The organism is Bifidobacterium sp. UTCIF-39 (assembly GCF_006408715.1).
Classification (GTDB): domain Bacteria; phylum Actinomycetota; class Actinomycetes; order Actinomycetales; family Bifidobacteriaceae; genus Galliscardovia; species Galliscardovia tissieri.
In genome coordinates this window covers 33,904-54,377 of sequence record NZ_JEOG01000023.1, presented here as the reverse complement: position 1 = coordinate 54,377, position 20,474 = coordinate 33,904, and the positions used below count along the sequence as shown (strand labels likewise).

The window sequence follows — 20,474 nt, the reverse complement described above, 5'->3', positions numbered from 1 at the left end:
ATAAATGATGCATCACGTCCTTTTAACTACCAGAACGCCGTTTCTGCCGGGAATGCAAAAGCCTCGAAACCGTTGGAATCATTGGCTTCGAGGCTTATTCGCGGTGCCCCCCGTGGGATTCGAACCCACAACCCACGACTTAAAAGGACGCTGCTCTAACCGTTGAGCTAGAGGGGCAACATTTCTAAGATACACGGCATCTCCGAATAATTCAACCCATATGGCTCGAAAGATTTTCGTACAATGGGCGGGTGAAGATCAGCGCACAGACTTGGGAATTCATTCGATCGCACCGCAATGACGACGTACGCGATCTGGCATTGCACGCGGGCAGGGACGGCAGCGAGATCGACATGCCGTTCGTGCTTGATCAGATCGCGGGATGGCAGCGAGCGCGTACCAAACTACCGGAGTGGGCCGCGCACGATGGGGTGATCTATCCGCCGCACATCTCCATGGAGCAGTGTTCGTCGCAGTCGACCGCGCAGTACAAGGCGAGCGTGGTGCGCGCGGTAACCGGATCGCAAGAGCCGCGTGGCACGCTGGTGGATCTGACCGGCGGATTCGGCGTGGATTTCTCCTACATGGCGCGCGGATTTGCGCATGCGACGTACGTGGAGCGGCAGTCGCATTTGTGCGAGATCGCCGAGCATAACATGCGTGCGCTTGGCTTGGATCATGTGATGATCGTGAACGGGGATGCAGAGGAGTATCTCGCGGGAATGCCGGATCGGAGTGCAACGCGCGGGGACGATCCCTCCGATGCCACCGAGCTCACGCTTATCTTTCTTGATCCGGCCCGACGTGATGCGCATGGGGCGCGCACCTACGCGATCGCGGATTGCACGCCGGATGTGCTCGCGCTCAAGAGCATGCTGCTCTCCAAGGCGGATTGGGTGATGGTGAAGCTCTCCCCCATGCTTGACTGGCGGAAGACCGTGGCCGATGGGAGCTGCGTGCGGGAGGTTCATATCGTATCCGCCGGCAATGAATGCAAGGAGCTGCTCGTGGTGCTGGCATCCCCGCGGATGCACGCCGCCGTGGGAGCAGGCGATGCGGCGGAGGAGCGTTCCATTCGCGTGGTCTGCGTGAATGATGGCGATGTGCTCGAGTACACGGTCGATGCCGAGGGACGAATCCTCAACGCGGAAGCCACCAACGTCGTCTCCGCAGAAGCTGATTCCATAGGCCACGACAAAACCGAGCCTCGATACCTGTTCGAGCCCAATGCCTCGATCATGAAGGCGGGATGCTTCGATCTGCTTGAACGGCGATATGCGCGGCACGGGCTTCGACAGATCGGTCCCAACAGTCACCTGTTCACCTCGATCGAGCCGATTCCAGGATTCCCAAGGGAGGGCGTTTCTCATCGACCGCGTCACCGGCATGGGCAAGAAGGAGCTGAAATCCGCGCTGGCCGGCATTACGCATGCCAACATCGCGGTGCGCAACTTCCCCATGCCCGTGGCGACGCTGCGCAAGAAGCTCAAGCTCAAGGACGGCGGCGACACCTACATCTTCGCCACCACCACGGCGAGCGGCCAGCATACGCTGATGATCACAAGAAAACCGACGAATAGCTAGACACCAGTACCCCCAGACGAGGCAGCCGGCCGGCAACCTCGGTGCTATCCCTGCTTCGCTAGGCAGATTCAGCCTCTTGCAGAGGTCTAACCCCTCTTCCCTAGGCACATGGTTCCGAATACCTGCGGCATTTCAACCATCGCCGTGTTGTAACCCCAAGGATTTTGACAAGGTTGTAGTGGACGACTGCCTAGCGAACGGCACATAGATCTTGACAAGAGCCCTAATCTGCCTAGCGAAGGCCGGTTATACCTCAAAGTCCGCAAACCGACGCCTCGCACCGCGCATATGCACCGGCATCTCACCAAGCCGACACGACCACCTCCACTTCTCCGCGTCATGATAAAACGGCAATCATCGAGCGAAAAGGAGCAGACAACAATGATCAACGAGGATTACAAGGCGATGCTGGGAGGCAAGTCCGTGATTCGCGAGCTGAGCGAATACGCGACCGCCCGCGGAGCCGAGATCGGCTACGAGAACGTGTTCGACTACAGCCTCGGCAACCCGAGCGTACCGGCACCGGCCAGCTTCACCAACGCCATGGTCGACCTGTATGAACACGGTGACCCGGTGGCGATCCACGGATACTCCCCCTCGCTGGGCATCCCCTCGGTGAAGGACGCGATCGCCGACTCGCTCAACCGCCGCTTTGGCATGGAGTACACCGGCAATCACATCTTCCCCACCACAGGTGCCGCCGGCGCTCTCGCCCACGCCATGCGCGCGGTGACCAAGCCCGGTGACGAGATCATCACGTTCGCCCCGTATTTCCCCGAATACCAGCCGTACGTGAAGGGCACCGGCGCGAAGCTCACCATCGTGCCCGCCGACACGGAGAACTTCCAGATCAACTTCGAGGCGTTCGAGGCCGCATTGAACCCGAACGTGCAGGTGGTCCTCATCAACACGCCGAACAACCCGTCGGGAGCCGTGTACTCGGCGGCCACGCTGGAGAAGCTGGCGTCGATCCTCACCGCCAAGCAGGCGGAATACGGCCACGACATCTTCTTGGTCAGTGACGAGCCGTACCGCGAGATCGTGTTTGACGGCGGCACGCAGCCCTACCCGGCCAAGTTCTACGCGAACACGCTCACCTGCTACTCGTGGTCCAAGTCACTGAGCCTTCCGGGCGAGCGCATCGGCTACGTGGCCGTGAACCCGAAGGCCACCGACGCCGATCTGCTCGTGCCGATGATGGGCCAGATCTCGCGAGGCACCGGACACAACTGCCCGCCGAGCTCCATCCAGCTGGGCGTGTCGAAGGTGCTCGACACGACGAGCGACCTGTCCGTGTACGAGACCAACATGAACCTGCTGTACGACGCGCTGACCGGCATCGGCTTCGATGTGGTGCGCCCCGGCGGCACGTTCTACATCTTCCCGAAGGCGTTGGAGGACAACGCCACCGCGTTCTGTCTCAAGGCCAAGGAGTACGACCTGATCCTGGTGCCGTCCGAAAGCTTTGGCGTGCCCGGCTACTTCCGCATGGCCTACTGCATCGATACGGAGAAGGTGAAGCGTTCGATTCCGGTGCTGGAGAAGTTCGCCCACGAGGTGTACGGCCTGTAAGCCCCACCGGCGACCAACCGGCGGCGGCCAACCAGACCAGTTTCCGGCCGCCGACCGGACCGATGACAATACAAACGAAAGCCCCTCACGTTGAACCGCCCCCCGATCATTCGACTGAAATAAGTCAGTGCGATAACCGGAGATACGATTCCATGTGAGGGGTTGTTGTCAGCGCTCCGATAGTGCACGCCGATTCGGGACCGCGTACCTACTCGATGTTGCTGATGCTTCCACCCCACGTCTTCTGCAGGGTCTCAGTACCCTTCTGCTCTCCCACGAGGACCCATCGCTTGCCGGCGAGCATGGAATACTTGGCGTTGCCCGCCTGATCCTGATACTGCGCAAGTACCTCCCTCGCCTTGGACGCGATCGGCGCCTTGTAGATGCCCACGGACGTGTCATTGTCGAACACGGCGAACACCACCCGAGTGTCGCTGCACATCTCAACGGACTTGACGCCCGGGTAGGAGCTGGCGTCCATACCCTGCCAGCCGCTGGTGCAGGTGCCGAACACCTTGTCCAGATCCGCCTCCATGGCCTTGGGATCGTCGATCGGCGCCGTGTCGAGGACCTTCTCCTCCACCACGCCTTGCGGGAACAGCGTGTTCGCGGCCCATCCGCATCCGGCGAGCATGAGGGACAGCACCAGGGCGATGATGCCCCACGTGCTGGCGATGCCGTGGCCGACCCCGGCCTTGTGGGCGACCCTACGCGCCACGATCACCAGAATCAGCGTGATCACGGCGAGCGCCACGGTGAGGATGATCAACGCGTTGACGGGAATGCCTGCAAACAGTTCCGGCATGCGCGCGGGGGCGATGGCACGAGCCGCTGTGGCGCATCCGGACAGCACCGCGAGCACGCCGGCGATGGCGCACAGCGGATTCCACGGGCCAAGTGAGACGCGACCGTTGCGGTCGAGTTTGCCGCCACCATTGCCCCCGTTGCCACCGGCACCGCCTTTGCCGCGATGACTTCCCCGGCGTGAATGCTTGCGGTAGTCCCCTGCGTGATACACCGTCATGCTCAGCCCCCTCGATACGTTCGATATGCCCGATATGAATCGGCAATGAATAGTCGTCCTGACACCCGCCGACGAGTCCGTGATGCCGCGACGACAGGCCGGTATTGGTCTCCAGTGTAGTGCGACGGACGTGGTTTCTCGATAATCCGACGGGATGACATGGCGGTTCTCCGAACGCGATCGTCCCACAGAACGCCATGTACGCCAACCGCCTGCCGAGAATCCCCTAGCGCTACGGATGTCGTAGTGCTACGGTAAACGTAGTGGGTTGGAAATCGATAATGCGATCGGCAAACGATCGATGACACGATCAACAGATCAAACGGCGTCGGCAACAAGGTTCGACAACAAGACCGACCGGACATGACGAGGGGTTGTTATGAGGAATGTTCTACGGCTGGTGAAACGAGATCTGCTACGGCTGGCCAAAGTGCCCGCGGCATGGGTGATCTGCGTTGGCCTGATCGTCATCCCATCGCTGTACGCGTGGGTCAACATCTACGGATTCTGGGACCCGTACGGCAACACCAACAAGATTCAGGTGGCCGTGGCGAACGAGGACAAGGGCACGACGAACGATCTGCTCGGCGAGCTCAATCTGGGCGATCAGATCGTGCAGGCGATGAAAAGCAACACCCAGCTCGGCTGGCATTACGTGAGCCGCGATCAGGCGCTCGACGAGGTACGGTCCGGCAAAAGCTACGCCGCATTCGTGATTCCCGAGGATTTCAGCAAGGATCTGGCCACGCTGCTGTCCGGCGATTTCCAGCAGCCGAAACTGCAGTACTACGTCAATGAGAAGGCGAACGCCGTGGCACCCAAGATCACCGACGTCGGCTCCACCACGCTCGACACGACGATCAACAACACGTTCGTGTCAACCGCGAGTCAGGTGATCGTCTCGCAGCTCAACACCAAGCTCAACGACACGTCACAGCAGATCACGCAGGCGCAGACCGACGCGTCGAGCTCGCTCGACGACACAGTGACCAAGCTCGACAACGCCCGCGGCTCGGTCAAGGATCTCAAGACCACGGTCGGCAAGGCCAAAGGCAAGGCACAGGACGCCAAGTCCACCCTCAGCGACGTGAAGACGCAGACCGGACTGCTCACCGACGGGCTCAAGCAGACATCGTCGCTGCTCACCGACAGCACGAACGCGATCAACTCGTTCGCGGCGAACACGTCGAGCACGCTCGACAAAGGATCGTCCCTGATCTCGAACACCTCGTCGAAGGCGAACGTGTCGGTGGGCAAGGTCGCCGGCACGATCACCACGGCCAGCGGTACAGTGTCGGGCGCAATCGAAACCGGCAAGACGATCACCGATCAAAACGCGCAGACACTGAACTCACTCGAATCGGTAATCGCCTCACTGCCCGCCGACTCCCAGCTGCGCACCCGTCTCGACGAGATCGTCAACGGCAAGACCGGCAACGGCGGACTCAAGCAGCGCAACCAGTCCCTCGCCCAGACCCTGGGCAATCTGGACAAGCTCAACACCGACACCGTCAACACGGCCAACACCGTGGCCGGCGCGACCAACACACTCGACGCGACCGTGCAGAACACGCTCAACAACGTCAACGGCTACCGCAGCACGCTGTCCGGCACCACGATCCCGCAGATCAACTCCGGACTCACGCAGCTGGCCGGAGTCAGCGGCAACCTCGCCGGCGGCATCACCAGCCAGTCGAACCTGATCGACCAGACCAGCACGATCCTCGACCAGCTGATCTCCACGCTCGACGCCACCGACAAGGCGCTCGACCAGACCGACGCCGGCATCAAGACACTCCGCGACGACACGGATACCGTGCGCACCGACGTGAACGCGCTCGTCGGCTCCGACACCTGGAGCAAGATCACGTCCGGCGGCAATCTGGACGCTTCCAAGATCGCCGACTTCATGTTCTCCCCCACCACGCTCAAGACCACGACGATCTTCCCGCTCAACGCGTACGGCTCGGGCATGGCACCGCTGTTCACCGACCTGTCGCTGTGGGTGGGCGCGTTCGTGCTCATGGTGATCGTCAAGCTCGAAGTGGACGACGAGGATATCCCCGGGCTCACCGTCCGCCAGGCGTACATGGGCCGCTGGCTGCTGCTGGCGATCCTGGCCGTCCTGCAGGCGATCGTATGCTGCGTGGGTGATCTGATCATCGGCGTGCAGGCGGCGAACGTGCCCGCGTTCATCGGCACCGGCGTGATCACGTCGCTCACCTATCTGAGCATCACGTACGCGCTGTCGGTCACGTTCCAGCACGTGGGCAAGGCGCTGTGCGTGGTGCTCGTGATCGTGCAGATCCCCGGCGCGTCCGGCCTGTACCCGATCGAGATGATGCCCGGATTCTTCCAGCGTCTCTACCCGTTCTTCCCGTTCACGTACAGCATCGACGCGCTCCGTGAGACGATCGGCGGCTTCTACGGCAACCAGTATGCGACCGCCGTGGGGCACCTGCTGCTGTTCGTGGTGGCAAGCTTCATCCTCGGTCTCGTGTTGCGCCCGTACCTGACGAATCTCAACGGACTGTTCGCCAGGGAGATCGAGGAAAGCGACATCATCATCGGCGAGCAGAGCGAAGTGCCGTACCGCGCGTACCGCTTCTCGCAGGCCATGAGCGCCATGACCGATCACGCCGGCTACCGCAGTGGCACCCACCGTCGCGCCATGCGATTCGCCCGGCATTATCCGCGTCTCAAGATCGGCGGCCTGATCGCCGGATTCGTGGTGCCGGTCGCGCTCACCCTGCTGTTCTCGCTCAACCCGGCGTTCGCGGACACCAGCCGCAAGGCCCTGATGCTGGGCGCCTGGGTGGCATGGGTGCTGATCATCATCGGATTCCTGCTCGCCATCGAATACATTCGCGACACCATCGAACGGCAGATGCTGCTCGGCGCGATGAGCGACGACGAGATCCGCGACCTGTTCTCCGTACGCAAGTACCTGAAGACGATCCAGCGGCCGTCATTCGGACTGCCGACCAGGCCGGCGCACGCGGACGCACACGGTTCGACCCACACCCACGGCTCGTCATCCGGATCATCCGGCACCCATACCAACCAGCAGCACTAGGAATCAGGAGAAGGAGGAATCATGCGACAGATCTGGCGACTGTTCATCGGCGACGTCAAGCGCATCACCAGCAACGTGGTGTCGATCATCATCGTGATCGGCCTGGTGGCCATCCCCTCGCTGTTCACCTGGTTCAACGTGGTGGCCAGCTGGGATCCGTTCAGCAACACGAAGAACCTCAAGTTCGCCGTGGCCAGCGTGGACGAAGGATACAAAAGCGACCTCGTGCCGCTGAAGATCAACGTCGGCGATCAGGTACTCAACGCGCTACGCGCCAACGACCAGCTCGACTGGACGATCACCACCAAGGACGACGCGGTGGACGGCGTGAAATCCGGCAAATACTATGCATCCGTGGTGATCCCCGAATCGTTCAGCAAGGACATGATGACGTTCTTCGACTCCGACGTGCAGCATGCCAAGCTCACGTACTACACGAACGAGAAGAAGAACGCGCTCGCCCCCAAGGTGACCGGCCAGGGCGCCGATCAGGTGGCCGCGCAGATCAACAACATGTTCGCGAGCACGCTCAGCGACGTGGCGCTCAACATCGTGTCGTCATTGTCCGATTATCTTGACGACGCCGACGTGCAGAGCCGACTCGGCACGATGAACGACCATATCGGCAAACTGTCCGAACAGATGACCGACGCGTCCGGCATGCTCACCACATATTCGTCGCTCACCGATTCCGCACAGTCGCTGATCACCAATTCGTCGACGCTACTCACGCAAGCGTCCGGTGCGGCAAGCGATGCGAAGAATTCGATCGGCGACGCCAAGGCGGCCGGCGGCACGATCACCGACGCGCTGAAGGGATCGGCGTCCTCTCTGTCCACGGCGTTGAACGACTCGGCGGACAGTTACGGTGCCGTCGCCGGCGGAGTGGACGCCGTGTTCGATTCGGTGAACACGCAGGCCGCCGATAGTGCGACCGCGTTGCGCGATCAGGCGACGAGCATCGACAAACAGATCGTCGAATACCAGCTGATCGTCAAGGATCTCAGCCAGTTCCGCAGCGATATCGCCGCCACGCAGCCGAGCACGCAGATCGGTCAGGACGTGATCGACAACGTCACCAAGCAGACCGATGCCATGATCAGCCAGCTCAATGGTGTGATCACACTACAGCAGGGGCTGCGCGACAAGCTCAACGACGCGGCCGGCAAGATCGAATCCGGCAACAGCTCCGCACAACAGGAACGCAACGACATCAAGGCACTTGCCGCGCAGGCGAAGTCCGACATCACGTCGTTGACGAACGATTATGACGCCAACCTCAAACCGCAGATCACCTCGCTTGCCAACACCGTGGCGAACACCGCGCAGACGCTGAGCGGCGGGGCCGCCAAGCTCGAGGGTGCCGTGACGGACCTGTCCGGTTCGAGCGGCTCGGCGTCCAAGCAGCTGGGCACCATGCGCACCACGCTTGCCGGCGTGGCCGACGATCTCAACAAGTCGGCCGAAAAGCTCAAGACCCTGCACGACAAGCTCGGCGATGCGCTGACCAGCAGCGACACTTCGATGATCAAGCAGGCGCTGGGTACGGACGCCGAACAGCTGGCCGACTACATCGCCGCGCCGGTAGGCGTCACGCGTCATGCGGTGTTCAAGGCGGACAACTTCGGCTCGGCACTCAGCCCGTTCTACACCACGCTGCCGCTGTGGGTGGGATCGCTGCTCATGGCGGTCACGCTGAAGACGTCGGTGAGCAGGAAGATTCGCACATCGCTCGCCCGGAACGGCAACGCCGGGGCAGGAGCCGGCGCTACCGATGGCGGGCAGGCGAAGGATGCCGGCAACGGCGAGACCGGCGAGGCCAGCAAGACCGCTAAGACTGCAAAAGCCACCAAATCCGCCAAGCGCAAGGCGCGGTCCGGCGAGCTCCGCCCGTATCAGATGTATCTCGGACGGTTCGGCATCTTCGCACTGATCTCACTCATGCAGACCACCTGCCTGTTCCTCGGCAATCTGCTGTTCCTGCGTGTGCAGTGCGAGCATCCGTTCCTGTATCTGCTCACCGGCTGGGTGAGCGGACTCGTGTTCATCTTCATGATCTACACGCTGGTCGTGTCGTTCGGCAACGTGGGCAAGGCCATCGGCGTGCTGTTCCTGGTGCTGCAGATCTCCGGCTCGGGCGGCGCGTATCCGCTGGTCGTATTGCCGGACATCTTCACGCAGATCAGTCCGTTCCTGCCCGCCACGCATACGATCAACGCCATCCGCGCATCCATGTTCGGCATCTACGACAACGACTACTGGCGGGCCATCGGCGCACTGCTGCTGTTCGTCCTGCCGACGCTGCTGCTCGGTCTGGTGCTGCGCAAGCCGCTGGTGAAATTCAACACATGGTATGTGGCACAGGTGGAAAGCACCAAGCTGATCTAGGAAATCAGCAATCAGAAATCCGTTCGTGCCGGCGAACATCGTCGTGAACCGGCACGAACGATATCGAATATCGACGATGAGAGTTGCGTTGATGGGAGGATACGATGACATCGCAACGCGGAGAGAAGACGCGTAAGGAAACCGATCGCAAGATCCTGCAGGCGACACTGCAGATCGCCATGACCAAGGGCATCGGCGGCATTTCAATCGAGGAGATCGCCCGGCGGAGCGGCGTGGCCAAGACCACGATCTACCGTCGGTACGAGAACACCGCCGATCTGCTCAACAAGGTGAGCGCGCTGGAAATGTCGTCATCACCCGAACTGGCCGATCTGGAACCGTCGCGTGACAATCTGGAGCTTATGATGCGCAAGATGGTGGAACGGTTCGTCAGCGGGATCGGCGTGAAAGCCATCGGCATCATCCTCTCCTCGGAGGAAGCATTCTTCCAGCCGCTGGTGAAACAGGCGATCGCGCCGGAGGAGCAAACGCTCGAATCGTTCTTCAATCGCGGAGTGAGGAACGGACTGTTCCGCACGGGTATCGACGCGAAGTTCCTGTTCGGTACGATTCTCGGATCGATGATCGCCTGCGAGGCGCTGACCGGCACGATCGACGACGGATGGCCGGCCCGTATGACCAATCTGATCTGGCCGACCATCGCCGCGTAGGACACCGGTCCCGGATTGTCTTCGTTCGATGACTTGATTTACTGATTCAGCTGATCGAACGCGGCTCTGATCGACGCCTGGATGTTGTCATCCGGACCGGAACCGCCGTCTTCAAATCCATACGGATCACTGCCGAAGTCGAAATCGTAACCGTCATCCTGTCCGGCGTCAAGCGCGCCGAACACCACGCCGATGAAGAACACGATCGCGGCTATCAACCCGATCACCGCCACCACGATCACGGCGATAATGACGCCGGTGTGGCTGTTGCGCTGCTGCGGCTGCGGCGGAAGATAGGACGGCGTGTATGGAACCTGCGGCTGCGGCTGCTGGAACTGCGGCTGGACCGGCTGTGGTTGCGGCTGCACCGGAGGCTGGAACTGCGGTGGCTGTTGAGCAACGTTGGGATTCGGCGCATAGGTCGGTTGCGTATACGGCGAGCGCGGCATCGGCTGGGCCGGCTGCGGCTGGGCGGGTGCGGGCCACGTTGAAGCCGGTTGCGGAGAGGAAGCCTGCGGCGGTGTCGGTACGGGCTGCGGCGGCACTGTCTGGCCGAACTGCTGACCGTTTACGTTCGGATATGGCTGTGACTGATATGGCTGCGGCGCGGCAGGCACAGGCGACACAGGCGGCACAGCAGACACAGGCGGCACGGCAGACGCGGTAGGCATAGGCGACACAGGCGGCACAGACGACGTATTCGCCGACGGGACATCGGGAATGACCAGATTGCCCTTGCGGTCGTAGAATCCCGCCTGCTGTATGTCCTTCGCAGGTACGGCAGGTACCTGAGTCGATGCGACGAGAGCTGGTGCTGGAGCCGGTTGCGAGGTCGGTTCCGGTTGCGGCGTTGACGACGGCTGCGATGCCGGCTGTGATGCCGTCACGACGGGCGGCTGCGGGATTGCAGACGATTGCGGCACAGACGGTTGAGACACGGACTGTTGCGGCATCGACTGTTGCGTTCCTGCGGTCGGCTGCTGCACCGGTGTCGGCTGCGATGGCTGCTGAGCCGGCGATGGCGGGACGGCGGTGTCCGGCACGGCTGTTCCAAAATGAGGCTGCGGAATGTCGACTGTCGGCCACGGCACCGGGTCGAAACCAGGCGTCGGCGCGGCACTGGTTGTGGCACCGCTCGTTCCATTGCCCCAATCGGCACCGGGCGATGACAGGGCATGATCAAACCAGTCCTCTTGCGAGAAGCGCTCGCCGGCCGGCTGGCCTTCGGCATCAGGTTCGGGCTTCGATTCGGCATCGAACGCAGCATGACCATCTGCCGGATCAGTTACAGCGGCTGGAGCAACGTCTGATGACGACGTCGACTCCGGCATCGGCTCCGGCGTTGTATCGGGTTTCGACTGAGCCGCTTCGGCCACGCCATCCCCCTCGGACCGCGTTCCGTCAGGCCGTACCCCCGTGTTGTCGACCTGTGGCTCATTTTCGGAATTCGTCATGTTCTCAGCTTAGTCCCCGGCTACGTCATACGGAACCCGTATTCCGGTGAACGGTATCGACTGGATTACCTACCGGACGGGATGGTTGATGAGGTCGCGTTCGATCCAGACCATGACCAGTGCGGACAGGCGGTCGATCTCCTCGTCGGTGAGTTCCCGGCCCTGGGGAATATGATGCCACTTCTCAATGCAACCACGACAGCAGGTGGCGGTGGCGTGCTGTGCGGTGAACACCGGATGCCCGCGCCACGGCGTCTGCTTGCCATCCTTGAGCGGATGCGCCGGGCCGACGCGTTTGGCGAGCAGTTCGTGCGCATGACGGTCGATCACCGCCTTGCCCTTCGCCCGCGCGTAGGCCCGGTCCTTGTCGCTGAGCACGAACTTCGCCCGGAACTTCGACGTGCCCAGCCGAGCCAGCATGTCCGCGATCCACGCGGAGTAGCCGGAGCCGGTGCCAGAGTCAGGGACGCCGGAATTGTTCGGCCGAGGTTCGCCATCGGACCGAGATCCGTTCATCGCATTCGTATCCGTCACCATCATCGCCTCCGCCTACAACAGTAGCCAGTAGCCTGCGTTACCCGATGTACGTTCCGGTGATGTGCCGATACAGTTCGGGATCGAGCGGACGATCCAAACGCATGCAACGAATCATCAAAATCGAACCGCTGAAATACCTGTTCCGGGTCTTGGCGCAAACTGGCTTTCGGGGAATCCTCTACTAATAAGTTTCTGCCGCCATGACCAAAGGCAACGTGTCTGCTGATCGGTTAGAGGTATGTGTTTATCAATCGACATGATACCGTCCATTACTTCGGCGGTTAGGATATTCCTATAGCGGGCTCCGTCAAGGATAGTCCGCCAGCTCTCCACGGGAATTGCCATGAGGAAATTCCTCTGGTAGTTGAGATCGTGTTCGGCGCTCGCGAGAACTTGAGTCTCAGGTTTTTTCTTTGCCGCAGTCTTGGGAGCTGCAACAGTTTTCTTTTTTCGGACTGCAGCTTTTTTGGCAATTATCTTGCTATCTTCTTCATATCGAAAACCGCATTTGTTGGCATTCGACAGTAGAAAATCCAGCGCATTGATATTGATGCCAGTTGTATCTCCACGCATGAGATGATTCAATGACATTTCGGCTTTGGGGCTAAGCAAATTTCGTGCCCGGCCGAAAGAGTACAGTTTGCGCAACAAGTCGACGGGAGCCGCAGTCCAGTCATCTATCCTCGCAGCTTCAGGCTGCACGGCCGCTTTATGGCGTGGCACTGTCCGTTTCGAAGTCGATGGCACACGGGGCATCAACTCATCTTGTTTACTATCAGTGATAGCCGACTGAGGGGTGTCCTTGTCGTCTACAGATCGGACGGTGGCCACATCAGCCGCGCTAGATGAACTCCTTCGGGGAGCGAAATCCACAAATACAGCGTCGAGGCAGGATGGACGTTGACGAAGAATATCCCAACAGGCTTCTTTTTTTGCCCACTCGCTGACATTCTGGACTGGACGGTTCGGATCGTTGAGTACCTCGCTGGCCTGCTCAGCAGCTTTCATGAGATACGCAAGAGAAGTATCATCTATGTATTGTGCGCGCCAAATCGCGTTGAAGCCGAAACCAGTGCAGGACCGGCGCAGATCGAATGCATACTTGGCCACAGCGTATTGGGCGATATTGCTTTGATAGGCACCCTTATACCAGTCCGCGGTCTTAATGCTCTTATAAATAGCATCGAAAATAATACGCTTGCATACTAGTTGTTTAAAGAAATCCGCATCGAGTGCTTCGACGCTCTTCTGTCCTTTTGCTGCCTCCATATCGACAAATCGAGCAAAACACTTCTGCGAGCCAAGACTCGCAACGTGGGGATATCCTTCCCAGCACATAAGGTATTTTGGTGCGTCTATCATCTTGATACGCTGTTTAGAAGGATTGAGTTTTTCGAACTGCTTGCGTTCGGAAGTACTTCTGCGATTCCTTTCACTATCATACTGCCCTCGAGTACGCTCGTAGTACCAATGTGTTGGGTTCGCACCTGGAAGGGGTGGCGTAAGTACCTGCTGCGAGAGCGCGGAAAGACGTACTTGGTATTCGCTGTTAGATGAGAAGTCAGTCTCAGCGACCTTATTCTGGCTATTGGTGTATCGAGAAATGCATGGGACGAGTTCACGAGCGACATCTTCACGAACCACGACAAGCTTGACGGGGACTGCGACCTTGGACAAGTCGATCCCACCCCCCTTTTGACTGTAAAAGATTGACGCCGTGGTCTGTCCGCCATTGACGATCTGCAAATCGTGTATCGCTGTGATGTATCCTTGTCCATTCATGTCGACCATGCTGGCAGTGGCTGATAATCCATTGTTGTAAGCAACAAACCGATCAGGTTCCTTCTCCAACGTGTTACGAATGCCACGGTTGACTTTGCCTCGCAAGGACAAAAACGAGCGTACGTTTGCTTCCATGAGTTTGGATCCGTGCTTCTCGTACCAGTCGGAAAGAGTCTGTCCGGCCACGAACATGAGATACGTTTCCATACCATTGCCTGAGTCGGGAGCCTTGACCGCGGGAATGCCTTTGTATCCGAGATCCACAGTAAGGTGCTCGAGCGGAGCTGCGGCCTGTGATGCTTCCATGAGGTGACGCAGGTCCCATACGTGGGCTTCGAAGCTGATGGCGTTATCTCTGTCCTCTAAATAAAAATCAGTAGGATCCTTGATGCTGGAATCTCGTCCTGTATATTTCCGGTCAGTGACGAAGTAAAGGCGGAATCGAGATATGCTCTTCACATGCTCGTGGATGAACGAGGCGAACTCCCATGCCGCGCTGCTCTCTTCCGCCTGTTCAAGGAATGACCCATCTACTGCTTTCTGAATGTATCGTCTCATGGCTTGGATGTATCGCATACAATCTTTAGCTTGGATTGTCGATACTTGTTCATCACCAGCACGAGTTGAATAGTCATCGCACGTGATGACAATGATCGATTCGTCCATCTCAAACGAAGACTGATCATAACCGTCAACAGCCATGAAACGATTTGTCCCCTCGCCGAATCGGTATCCCGGCTCGATGGGCTGGTAATCAGTGATGGCCTCACTGTCACGTAACATATCGCAGACGACGTGGAAGAATGCCTCTTGATCAAAGAGGTTCTCGTCAAGAGCCTTCTCCTGAACCCTAGCGATGAGTTCACGCCTGTAGTCTGTTAGTTCCATCACTCCTCCGGTAGTACGGGCATGGGATTGATGTCGATTCCCGTAATGAACGGCTTTATCACGGCGATTTCGACTTCATACGTTAATTTTGTTATACCGGCCGGCACTGTTTCGACGGACATATGTGGAAAATCCTCATCGACCGCATACACAGTGACCGTCCCCACGGAAAACATTGTGTGGGCGGCCAAGTCTGAGTATCGATCCAGTCCCAAAGCATCTAATCCGTTGTCTATACATAACCCCATTCGATAAGGATCATTCGAGACGAATGATAGCGCTCTTAGAATCTTCGGTAAGTTCACTAAACGTTTCTTGTCCGCACTTGTCGGCTCATCGAGAACGACGGTGATCAAATCGATATGCCGGTCAGACGTATCCAGTTGCTCGGGCGAAGATATCTTGATCTTCTTAGTGTTGCCATGAACTGTTTTGATTTCCCAGTAGCGACGCTCCGACTCGAACGAATAATCCTGCGGAGAACCATATGGCCCTGTCCACGCTGCACATGCCGCATCGATCGAACTGCCCGTAAGCTTTGCAATTTCGAACGCCGCAAGCAGTTCTCCACATACACCTCGCAATATTTCCATACCGGTGCCACTGTTAGTTTTTAACAAGCGTCGCCATTGATCCAATGTTGCATAGACCTCGCGCAGCGCAGCTCGTTGAGATGGCGACCTGCGTATTCGTGCAATGAACGCAAGGCAAATCTCAGCGAACGCATGCAATAAACTCCAGTCCTTGAGAATAAACATTAAGGACCAGTTTTCTCCAATAGGTGATTGCCGTTTAGCAACACGCACGTCAAGCACATCTAAGCTGTCCAATGGCTCGGGGCGCATACTGCACAGAAGCATGATGTACGGCCGACACTCGGCCGTACATCCAACGACTATCGGAAGTTGCAGAGACAAGTCCAACTCCTGGTTCCATGTTCCTGCTCGTTCAGTTAGTTGTCGCCAGAGTTGTTCAAGGACGCTGGAATCAGCCCAAGACTTCAATCCTCTTCCCTCTCTCCGTCGATATCATACTGTTCACGTATAGCGCGATACTGCTGCCGCGATGCGACCGTGTTGTAGTAGTAGGTCGCGTCGCCCCTGTGACGACCATCCTCTATCTCATCAGTTGGAACGACGAGCTTAGCGGCGAGTACGCCATCGCCATCATCCATCACGGGATGAATTTTTTTACCATCCTGTTTGATATGGACGCGATACAGCATGAGGGTGGGACTAGACCCGAAGTACTTAGTGAGATAGTAGTCGATCTCGCTCTCGCTACTGGTCATTTTTTTCGGCAATGGCACCGGTGAAATTGCTTTGGCGACATTACGTACATCCTGTTTGCCTGCAAGACGCATGCTCTTGCCATAAAGCCGAAACAGTTCATGTTCTCCGTCATATGTGCTCTTACGCTCCACCTGCGTCCAGTGGAATTTGACTCCACTAACGGGATCGCCCCGACCATTGATAAATGCGACGTTCCAACAAATATCTGGATTCGTCTTTTTCTGGGTTTTTGCATATTCGAAAGCCTTGGTCGTTTCGAGTTCCCTAACTTGGTTTTTGTATTGCAGGAGTGTACACCCAAAGTATGTGTCGTCATAGCCAGCGCGATATTGAGATAGAAACTCTGCCACCACATCGATCGGGACATGCTGGTAGATATGCATCGGCTCATCTCGGATGGCAACATCTGGAGTTGAATTGCATGCGTCGATCAATCCATTAAGCGCGACATCATTGGCCGACAAAACGTTCGGCGTAATGCCGATGCGAACGGCCTCAATTCGTGTCCCTTCCAAGTCGAAACTGGCGAGCACGCCAGCACCTCCTTCTTCAGCGCTACGCATCTTTGCAGCACTGGTGATACGCACGCCCCTTTCCGGATTTTTCATAATCGCGAGACCGAACTGTTTGGGAGTCTGTCCCTGTCGCTCCATCTTTTTAGCCTGCTCCTTGAGGTTCTCGGTAATTGAGCATGCGTAACGGAAATCGGCAATAGATTGATCGGTCAGCCAGATACGTTGCAAATCGTCGTATCCCGGCCGATAGCCGAACCAGCGTCCCATCTGAAGCAGCGTATCCGCGGAAGTGACGTTACGATAAAAAACGCTGCAGATCAGTCCTTCCAAGGTCATGCCACGGGAAAGTCGGTTGCCTCCCACATAAATGGTGCATTCGTTCTTAGCGAGGTCGGATGGTACCTGATTGGTCTCGTTCCACTTTGACGCAGTGGAATTAACCAGACGCACTTGTAGACGTTCGGTTGTCAGACGCATCTTGTGGAGAACCTGTTGCCAAGACAACTCGTTGGTCTGACCGTGAGCCTTATATTCTTCGCCATATGCGCGGTGCAATGCTTGGATACGCGGATCAGATTCATTCGGGTGGAACTTCAGTGCAGAAACGACGTCGCCTACGTGCTGATTAACCATGTCGGCGATCTGTTCCTGCACCGCTGTGAATCGTGACATGTGGATTAGCATCGATTGCCGTTTGTTCTCAGCACTAGGCCGCAGTATACAAGCGACGAGGAAACAGTCAACGGCATAGGCGACCTGCCGATTCAGTGCATGCCATCCGTTGTCATCGAACCGGTACTCTTTGTTATGCGACAGCGGAAGCCAGTCGGTAAGCTCATCTTCGTCAAGAAGCCGCACACACGGCCCCGGCTGACCGGTTTCATCGAGATCACCAAACAGTTTTCGTGCACCAATATAGGCAGGAGGCGTAGGCAGGATATGGATAAAGTCCCTCGGGAACAGATCCTCCTCGATTTCATCATCAATGAACACATTGGCGAACGGTGTGGCGGTCACAGCCACGTATGCAGAGCGCTCGCTGATATTACACAGAGCGCGCAGCAATCCATTGATGGCAGTAGGGGTTTCGTCCTCTTTGGCAGAATTCACGGACGCATAGTCACTCTCGTCATCGATGATAAGCATCGGCAAATCCTTCGATAGCTCCGGACTATCAAGCCACTTGTTAAATTTGCCTAGAACCTTGCTGTTTTTCTTCATGACAGCAACCAGCGGACGATCATCCCACCCAGGCCGCGGCAACCCTTGAAGAGCCTTGATACTCGGAGTAGTAAAATCGTCCTCATTCGTCAACGAAACTGGTATAGGAACACCTCTTTTGATGTACTCACCAATTCCCATTGGCTCTCTCGACACCTGTCTGACGCCAAGAAAATCGGAATCAATGCGCTCCTGAGTCTGCCTACGCAATCCCTCGTCGGAGCTGGTGAGTACCACAATCATCTTGTACCCATAGTCCACAGCCTTGTTCATAAGCGCCATGTACGTACGAGTCTTACCCGATTGCACATCACCCAAGATAAGTCCCTTGCGCCGTACAGCAGCATGGTCACGTCGCGGATCGGGCAGCAGACTGAGTATTCGGTCCGTAGACCTGTCCAATGACTGGAGCTGGACAAAGTCGGCATTCTGACTCTTTTGCAGATACTGCCAATATGCGAGCCACCGTTGTGGATCCAAGCCCGGTTTTAATGCGGGCAGCCACTCCCAAGCAGTTTCCCCATTATCGGTTAACGTAGTCCCCTCGGGGATCTTCTCAAGGAACATGTCTCTCAACTGTCTGACGGCATTCGCGTATTCATCCGTATCACAGTTCAGTCCAAGATTCGATGCAAAGACGCGCAACATTCCACCGATTAATTCCTCATCCCGTAAGGAGTTAGAGGATAGCGCATTCCTTGTCCGGCGAATGGCCTCATCCCATAAATCAGTCACGAGATACCTCCTTGAGTATCGTCTCTCCATTCCGGTAGAGGGACATGGGCTCAGTATTTTTGAAATATTCAACAAATTGTTCCGGAGACAAACCACGACTTCTGGTTAATGCCCACATCTGCTCGGCAAAGACACGGGCCTGATACTCATCGAAATCTGGATCACCAGCACGTTTATCCATCGCGAATCTGGACTGCATATCTTCATATGGGATCGTATACGATAACACCTTGGCTACATCTGCAAATGCTTTCCTCTGTGTATCAGTCAGTGTGTCCAAGAAGGATGCGATATATGGGTTACTTCCATTGATCTCGTAACGGAATACGCCATCCCGGTCGTTCACGACATCCCACACCGGAGCATAGGGATCATCGTTTTTCCTACGACCACGAAACCGTTGAGCTCTACGACTCGGTTTCGCTAAACGATCCACATACCGCCGCATGACTTCTCGCACACTCTTAGGCGGCGTAGCTTGAGACTTCTTGATATCAAGAGTCCATTCGGCATCAAGACTGTTCGGGATATCCACCCGCACACGACTCAGTTTGGTCTCCTGTTTCTTGGGAAGCATGCGGAACCAATTACCCCACGTAATCAGCCTATAAGCGCGATACACATAAAAACCTTGAGTATCGGTCAACGTTTTTCCACGCTGCTCACCAAGGTCCAGAAGCTTGCGATCCTCGTCACTCAAACGATTCTGGTATGGAAGTGTATATCCACGTAACGTTGCGCCCGGCGGACCGATATACTGCAACGCCGTCTTTTGCACAGCCGGATTGTCATCAAGAAATGGATCACGCCGAGGAAGAGGGAATCCGTTGACGTCAATGGATATCGGAGCAATGTCGTCACCGGGATAAGGATGCGTGAATCGGTGAAACACCAGTGCAAGATATTTCGTGAGTTCATCCATGGCCTTGTCAATGTCCCTGAGAGTTCTACCCTCAAGCGTTTCAAGCTTGTCAAGGTTACGCCATAGTACACACGTACCCTGCGAAATCGGCATGGCATCACGGACCTTCTCCGGAAGAGCGGCCCAAGTCTCATTCTCGTTCAGCTGCTCCAGCGTCCATTTGCCCGTTCTTGCCACAGAATCCAGATCCCAACGCAACGTGGTGCGTACGCCATCTTGCATTGTCGTCACGAGTAAGGAACGAGCTTGCGAAAGCGACGCAGTTTTCAGACCCAAACCGAATCGTCCCAAATCATTCGAAGAGCGTTCCTCACCGGGACTATTGCCGGCAAGCTGCATGGCTCGAAAAGCGGTTTCTTCATTCATGCCCACACCATCATCAACAATGGCAATATACGGTTCCTCGCCCTGATCAAAATATCGGATACTGATTCGAGTTGCGCTCGCGGCTATCGAGTTATCGACAATGTCCGCAATCGCGGTGTTCAGATCGTAGCCAACAGAACGCATAGACTCCAACAAACTTGGGTTTGGCGCACATACACGTTCTCTCACTGCTGTACCTCGTTGTTCCTGAAGCTATTTGCAATCTCAGTCTAATCGACAATGGGCGCACATCGCCCGACGACACAATACGAGATAGGCAATTCATCTGGAATATGGTCATGAGTCTTCGTTTCAACGCGTTGTCATAGAGTTACTCCTACGTTTGGCCAACAATCCTCATCTTTGCCGGAGCACATCATTCACGCCGTCGGTACCGCTCGTTCGAGAACCTTTTGACCTCATAACATCGATGTTCCGGTCATGTTG

Annotated in this window: 11 protein-coding genes, 1 tRNA gene and 1 pseudogene; 5 read left to right on the top strand and 8 right to left on the bottom strand. The window is 57.2% G+C overall.

Features of this window, described 5'->3' with window-relative positions; translation table 11 throughout:
* Nucleotides 1-104: 104 nt before the first annotated feature.
* Nucleotides 105-177 (bottom strand) — tRNA-Lys (locus tag EP30_RS09230).
* Nucleotides 178-251: 74 nt separating this feature from the next.
* Here EP30_RS09230 and EP30_RS09225 point away from each other — a divergent pair.
* Nucleotides 252-1,584, top strand: a pseudogene (locus EP30_RS09225) (SAM-dependent methyltransferase).
* Nucleotides 1,585-1,965: 381 nt separating this feature from the next.
* Nucleotides 1,966-3,156 carry a pyridoxal phosphate-dependent aminotransferase gene (locus EP30_RS09220; protein ID WP_140558099.1) on the top strand — a complete coding sequence of 397 codons (1,191 nt, stop codon included), beginning with the start codon at nt 1,966-1,968 and terminating at the stop codon, nt 3,154-3,156.
* 208 nt (nt 3,157-3,364) lie between these two features.
* Here the strand turns inward: EP30_RS09220 and EP30_RS09215 are convergent, their stop codons facing one another.
* The gene (locus tag EP30_RS09215) at nt 3,365-4,180 is read right to left on the bottom strand and encodes a hypothetical protein (RefSeq protein WP_140558096.1); all 816 of its coding nucleotides are present in this window, start codon (nt 4,178-4,180) and stop codon (nt 3,365-3,367) included.
* Nucleotides 4,181-4,559: 379 nt separating this feature from the next.
* On the opposite strand from EP30_RS09215, the gene EP30_RS09210 reads away from it, so the two are divergent.
* From EP30_RS09210 to EP30_RS09200, 3 genes are all read left to right on the top strand, one after another.
* Nucleotides 4,560-7,256, top strand: coding sequence for a YhgE/Pip domain-containing protein (locus EP30_RS09210; RefSeq protein WP_258185453.1), 2,697 nt, complete (start codon nt 4,560-4,562; stop codon nt 7,254-7,256).
* Between the two features lie 21 nt (nt 7,257-7,277).
* Complete coding sequence (locus EP30_RS09205; protein ID WP_140558093.1) at nt 7,278-9,644, top strand: YhgE/Pip domain-containing protein; 2,367 nt, start codon at nt 7,278-7,280, stop codon at nt 9,642-9,644.
* 104 nt (nt 9,645-9,748) lie between these two features.
* Nucleotides 9,749-10,315, top strand: coding sequence for a TetR/AcrR family transcriptional regulator (locus tag EP30_RS09200; protein ID WP_140558089.1), 567 nt, complete (start codon nt 9,749-9,751; stop codon nt 10,313-10,315).
* A gap of 38 nt (nt 10,316-10,353) precedes the next feature.
* Here the strand turns inward: EP30_RS09200 and EP30_RS10940 are convergent, their stop codons facing one another.
* From EP30_RS10940 to EP30_RS09170, 6 genes are all read right to left on the bottom strand, one after another.
* Nucleotides 10,354-11,769 carry a hypothetical protein gene (locus EP30_RS10940; RefSeq protein ID WP_181160860.1) on the bottom strand — a complete coding sequence of 472 codons (1,416 nt, stop codon included), beginning with the start codon at nt 11,767-11,769 and terminating at the stop codon, nt 10,354-10,356.
* A 69-nt stretch (nt 11,770-11,838) separates the two neighbouring features.
* Nucleotides 11,839-12,189 carry a DUF4186 domain-containing protein gene (locus tag EP30_RS09190; protein ID WP_258185455.1) on the bottom strand — a complete coding sequence of 117 codons (351 nt, stop codon included), beginning with the start codon at nt 12,187-12,189 and terminating at the stop codon, nt 11,839-11,841.
* Nucleotides 12,190-12,420: 231 nt separating this feature from the next.
* Nucleotides 12,421-14,976, bottom strand: a complete 2,556-nt coding sequence (locus EP30_RS09185) for an AIPR family protein (RefSeq protein WP_258185452.1) — start codon at nt 14,974-14,976, stop codon at nt 12,421-12,423.
* Nucleotides 14,976-15,980, bottom strand: coding sequence for a PD-(D/E)XK motif protein (locus EP30_RS09180; RefSeq protein WP_140558084.1), 1,005 nt, complete (start codon nt 15,978-15,980; stop codon nt 14,976-14,978). Before EP30_RS09180 ends, EP30_RS09185 begins: the two co-directional genes overlap by 1 nt.
* Nucleotides 15,977-18,739 carry a Z1 domain-containing protein gene (locus EP30_RS09175; RefSeq protein ID WP_181160859.1) on the bottom strand — a complete coding sequence of 921 codons (2,763 nt, stop codon included), beginning with the start codon at nt 18,737-18,739 and terminating at the stop codon, nt 15,977-15,979. Before EP30_RS09175 ends, EP30_RS09180 begins: the two co-directional genes overlap by 4 nt.
* Nucleotides 18,732-20,171 carry an ATP-binding protein gene (locus tag EP30_RS09170; protein WP_258185451.1) on the bottom strand — a complete coding sequence of 480 codons (1,440 nt, stop codon included), beginning with the start codon at nt 20,169-20,171 and terminating at the stop codon, nt 18,732-18,734. Before EP30_RS09170 ends, EP30_RS09175 begins: the two co-directional genes overlap by 8 nt.
* Nucleotides 20,172-20,474: the final 303 nt, after the last annotated feature.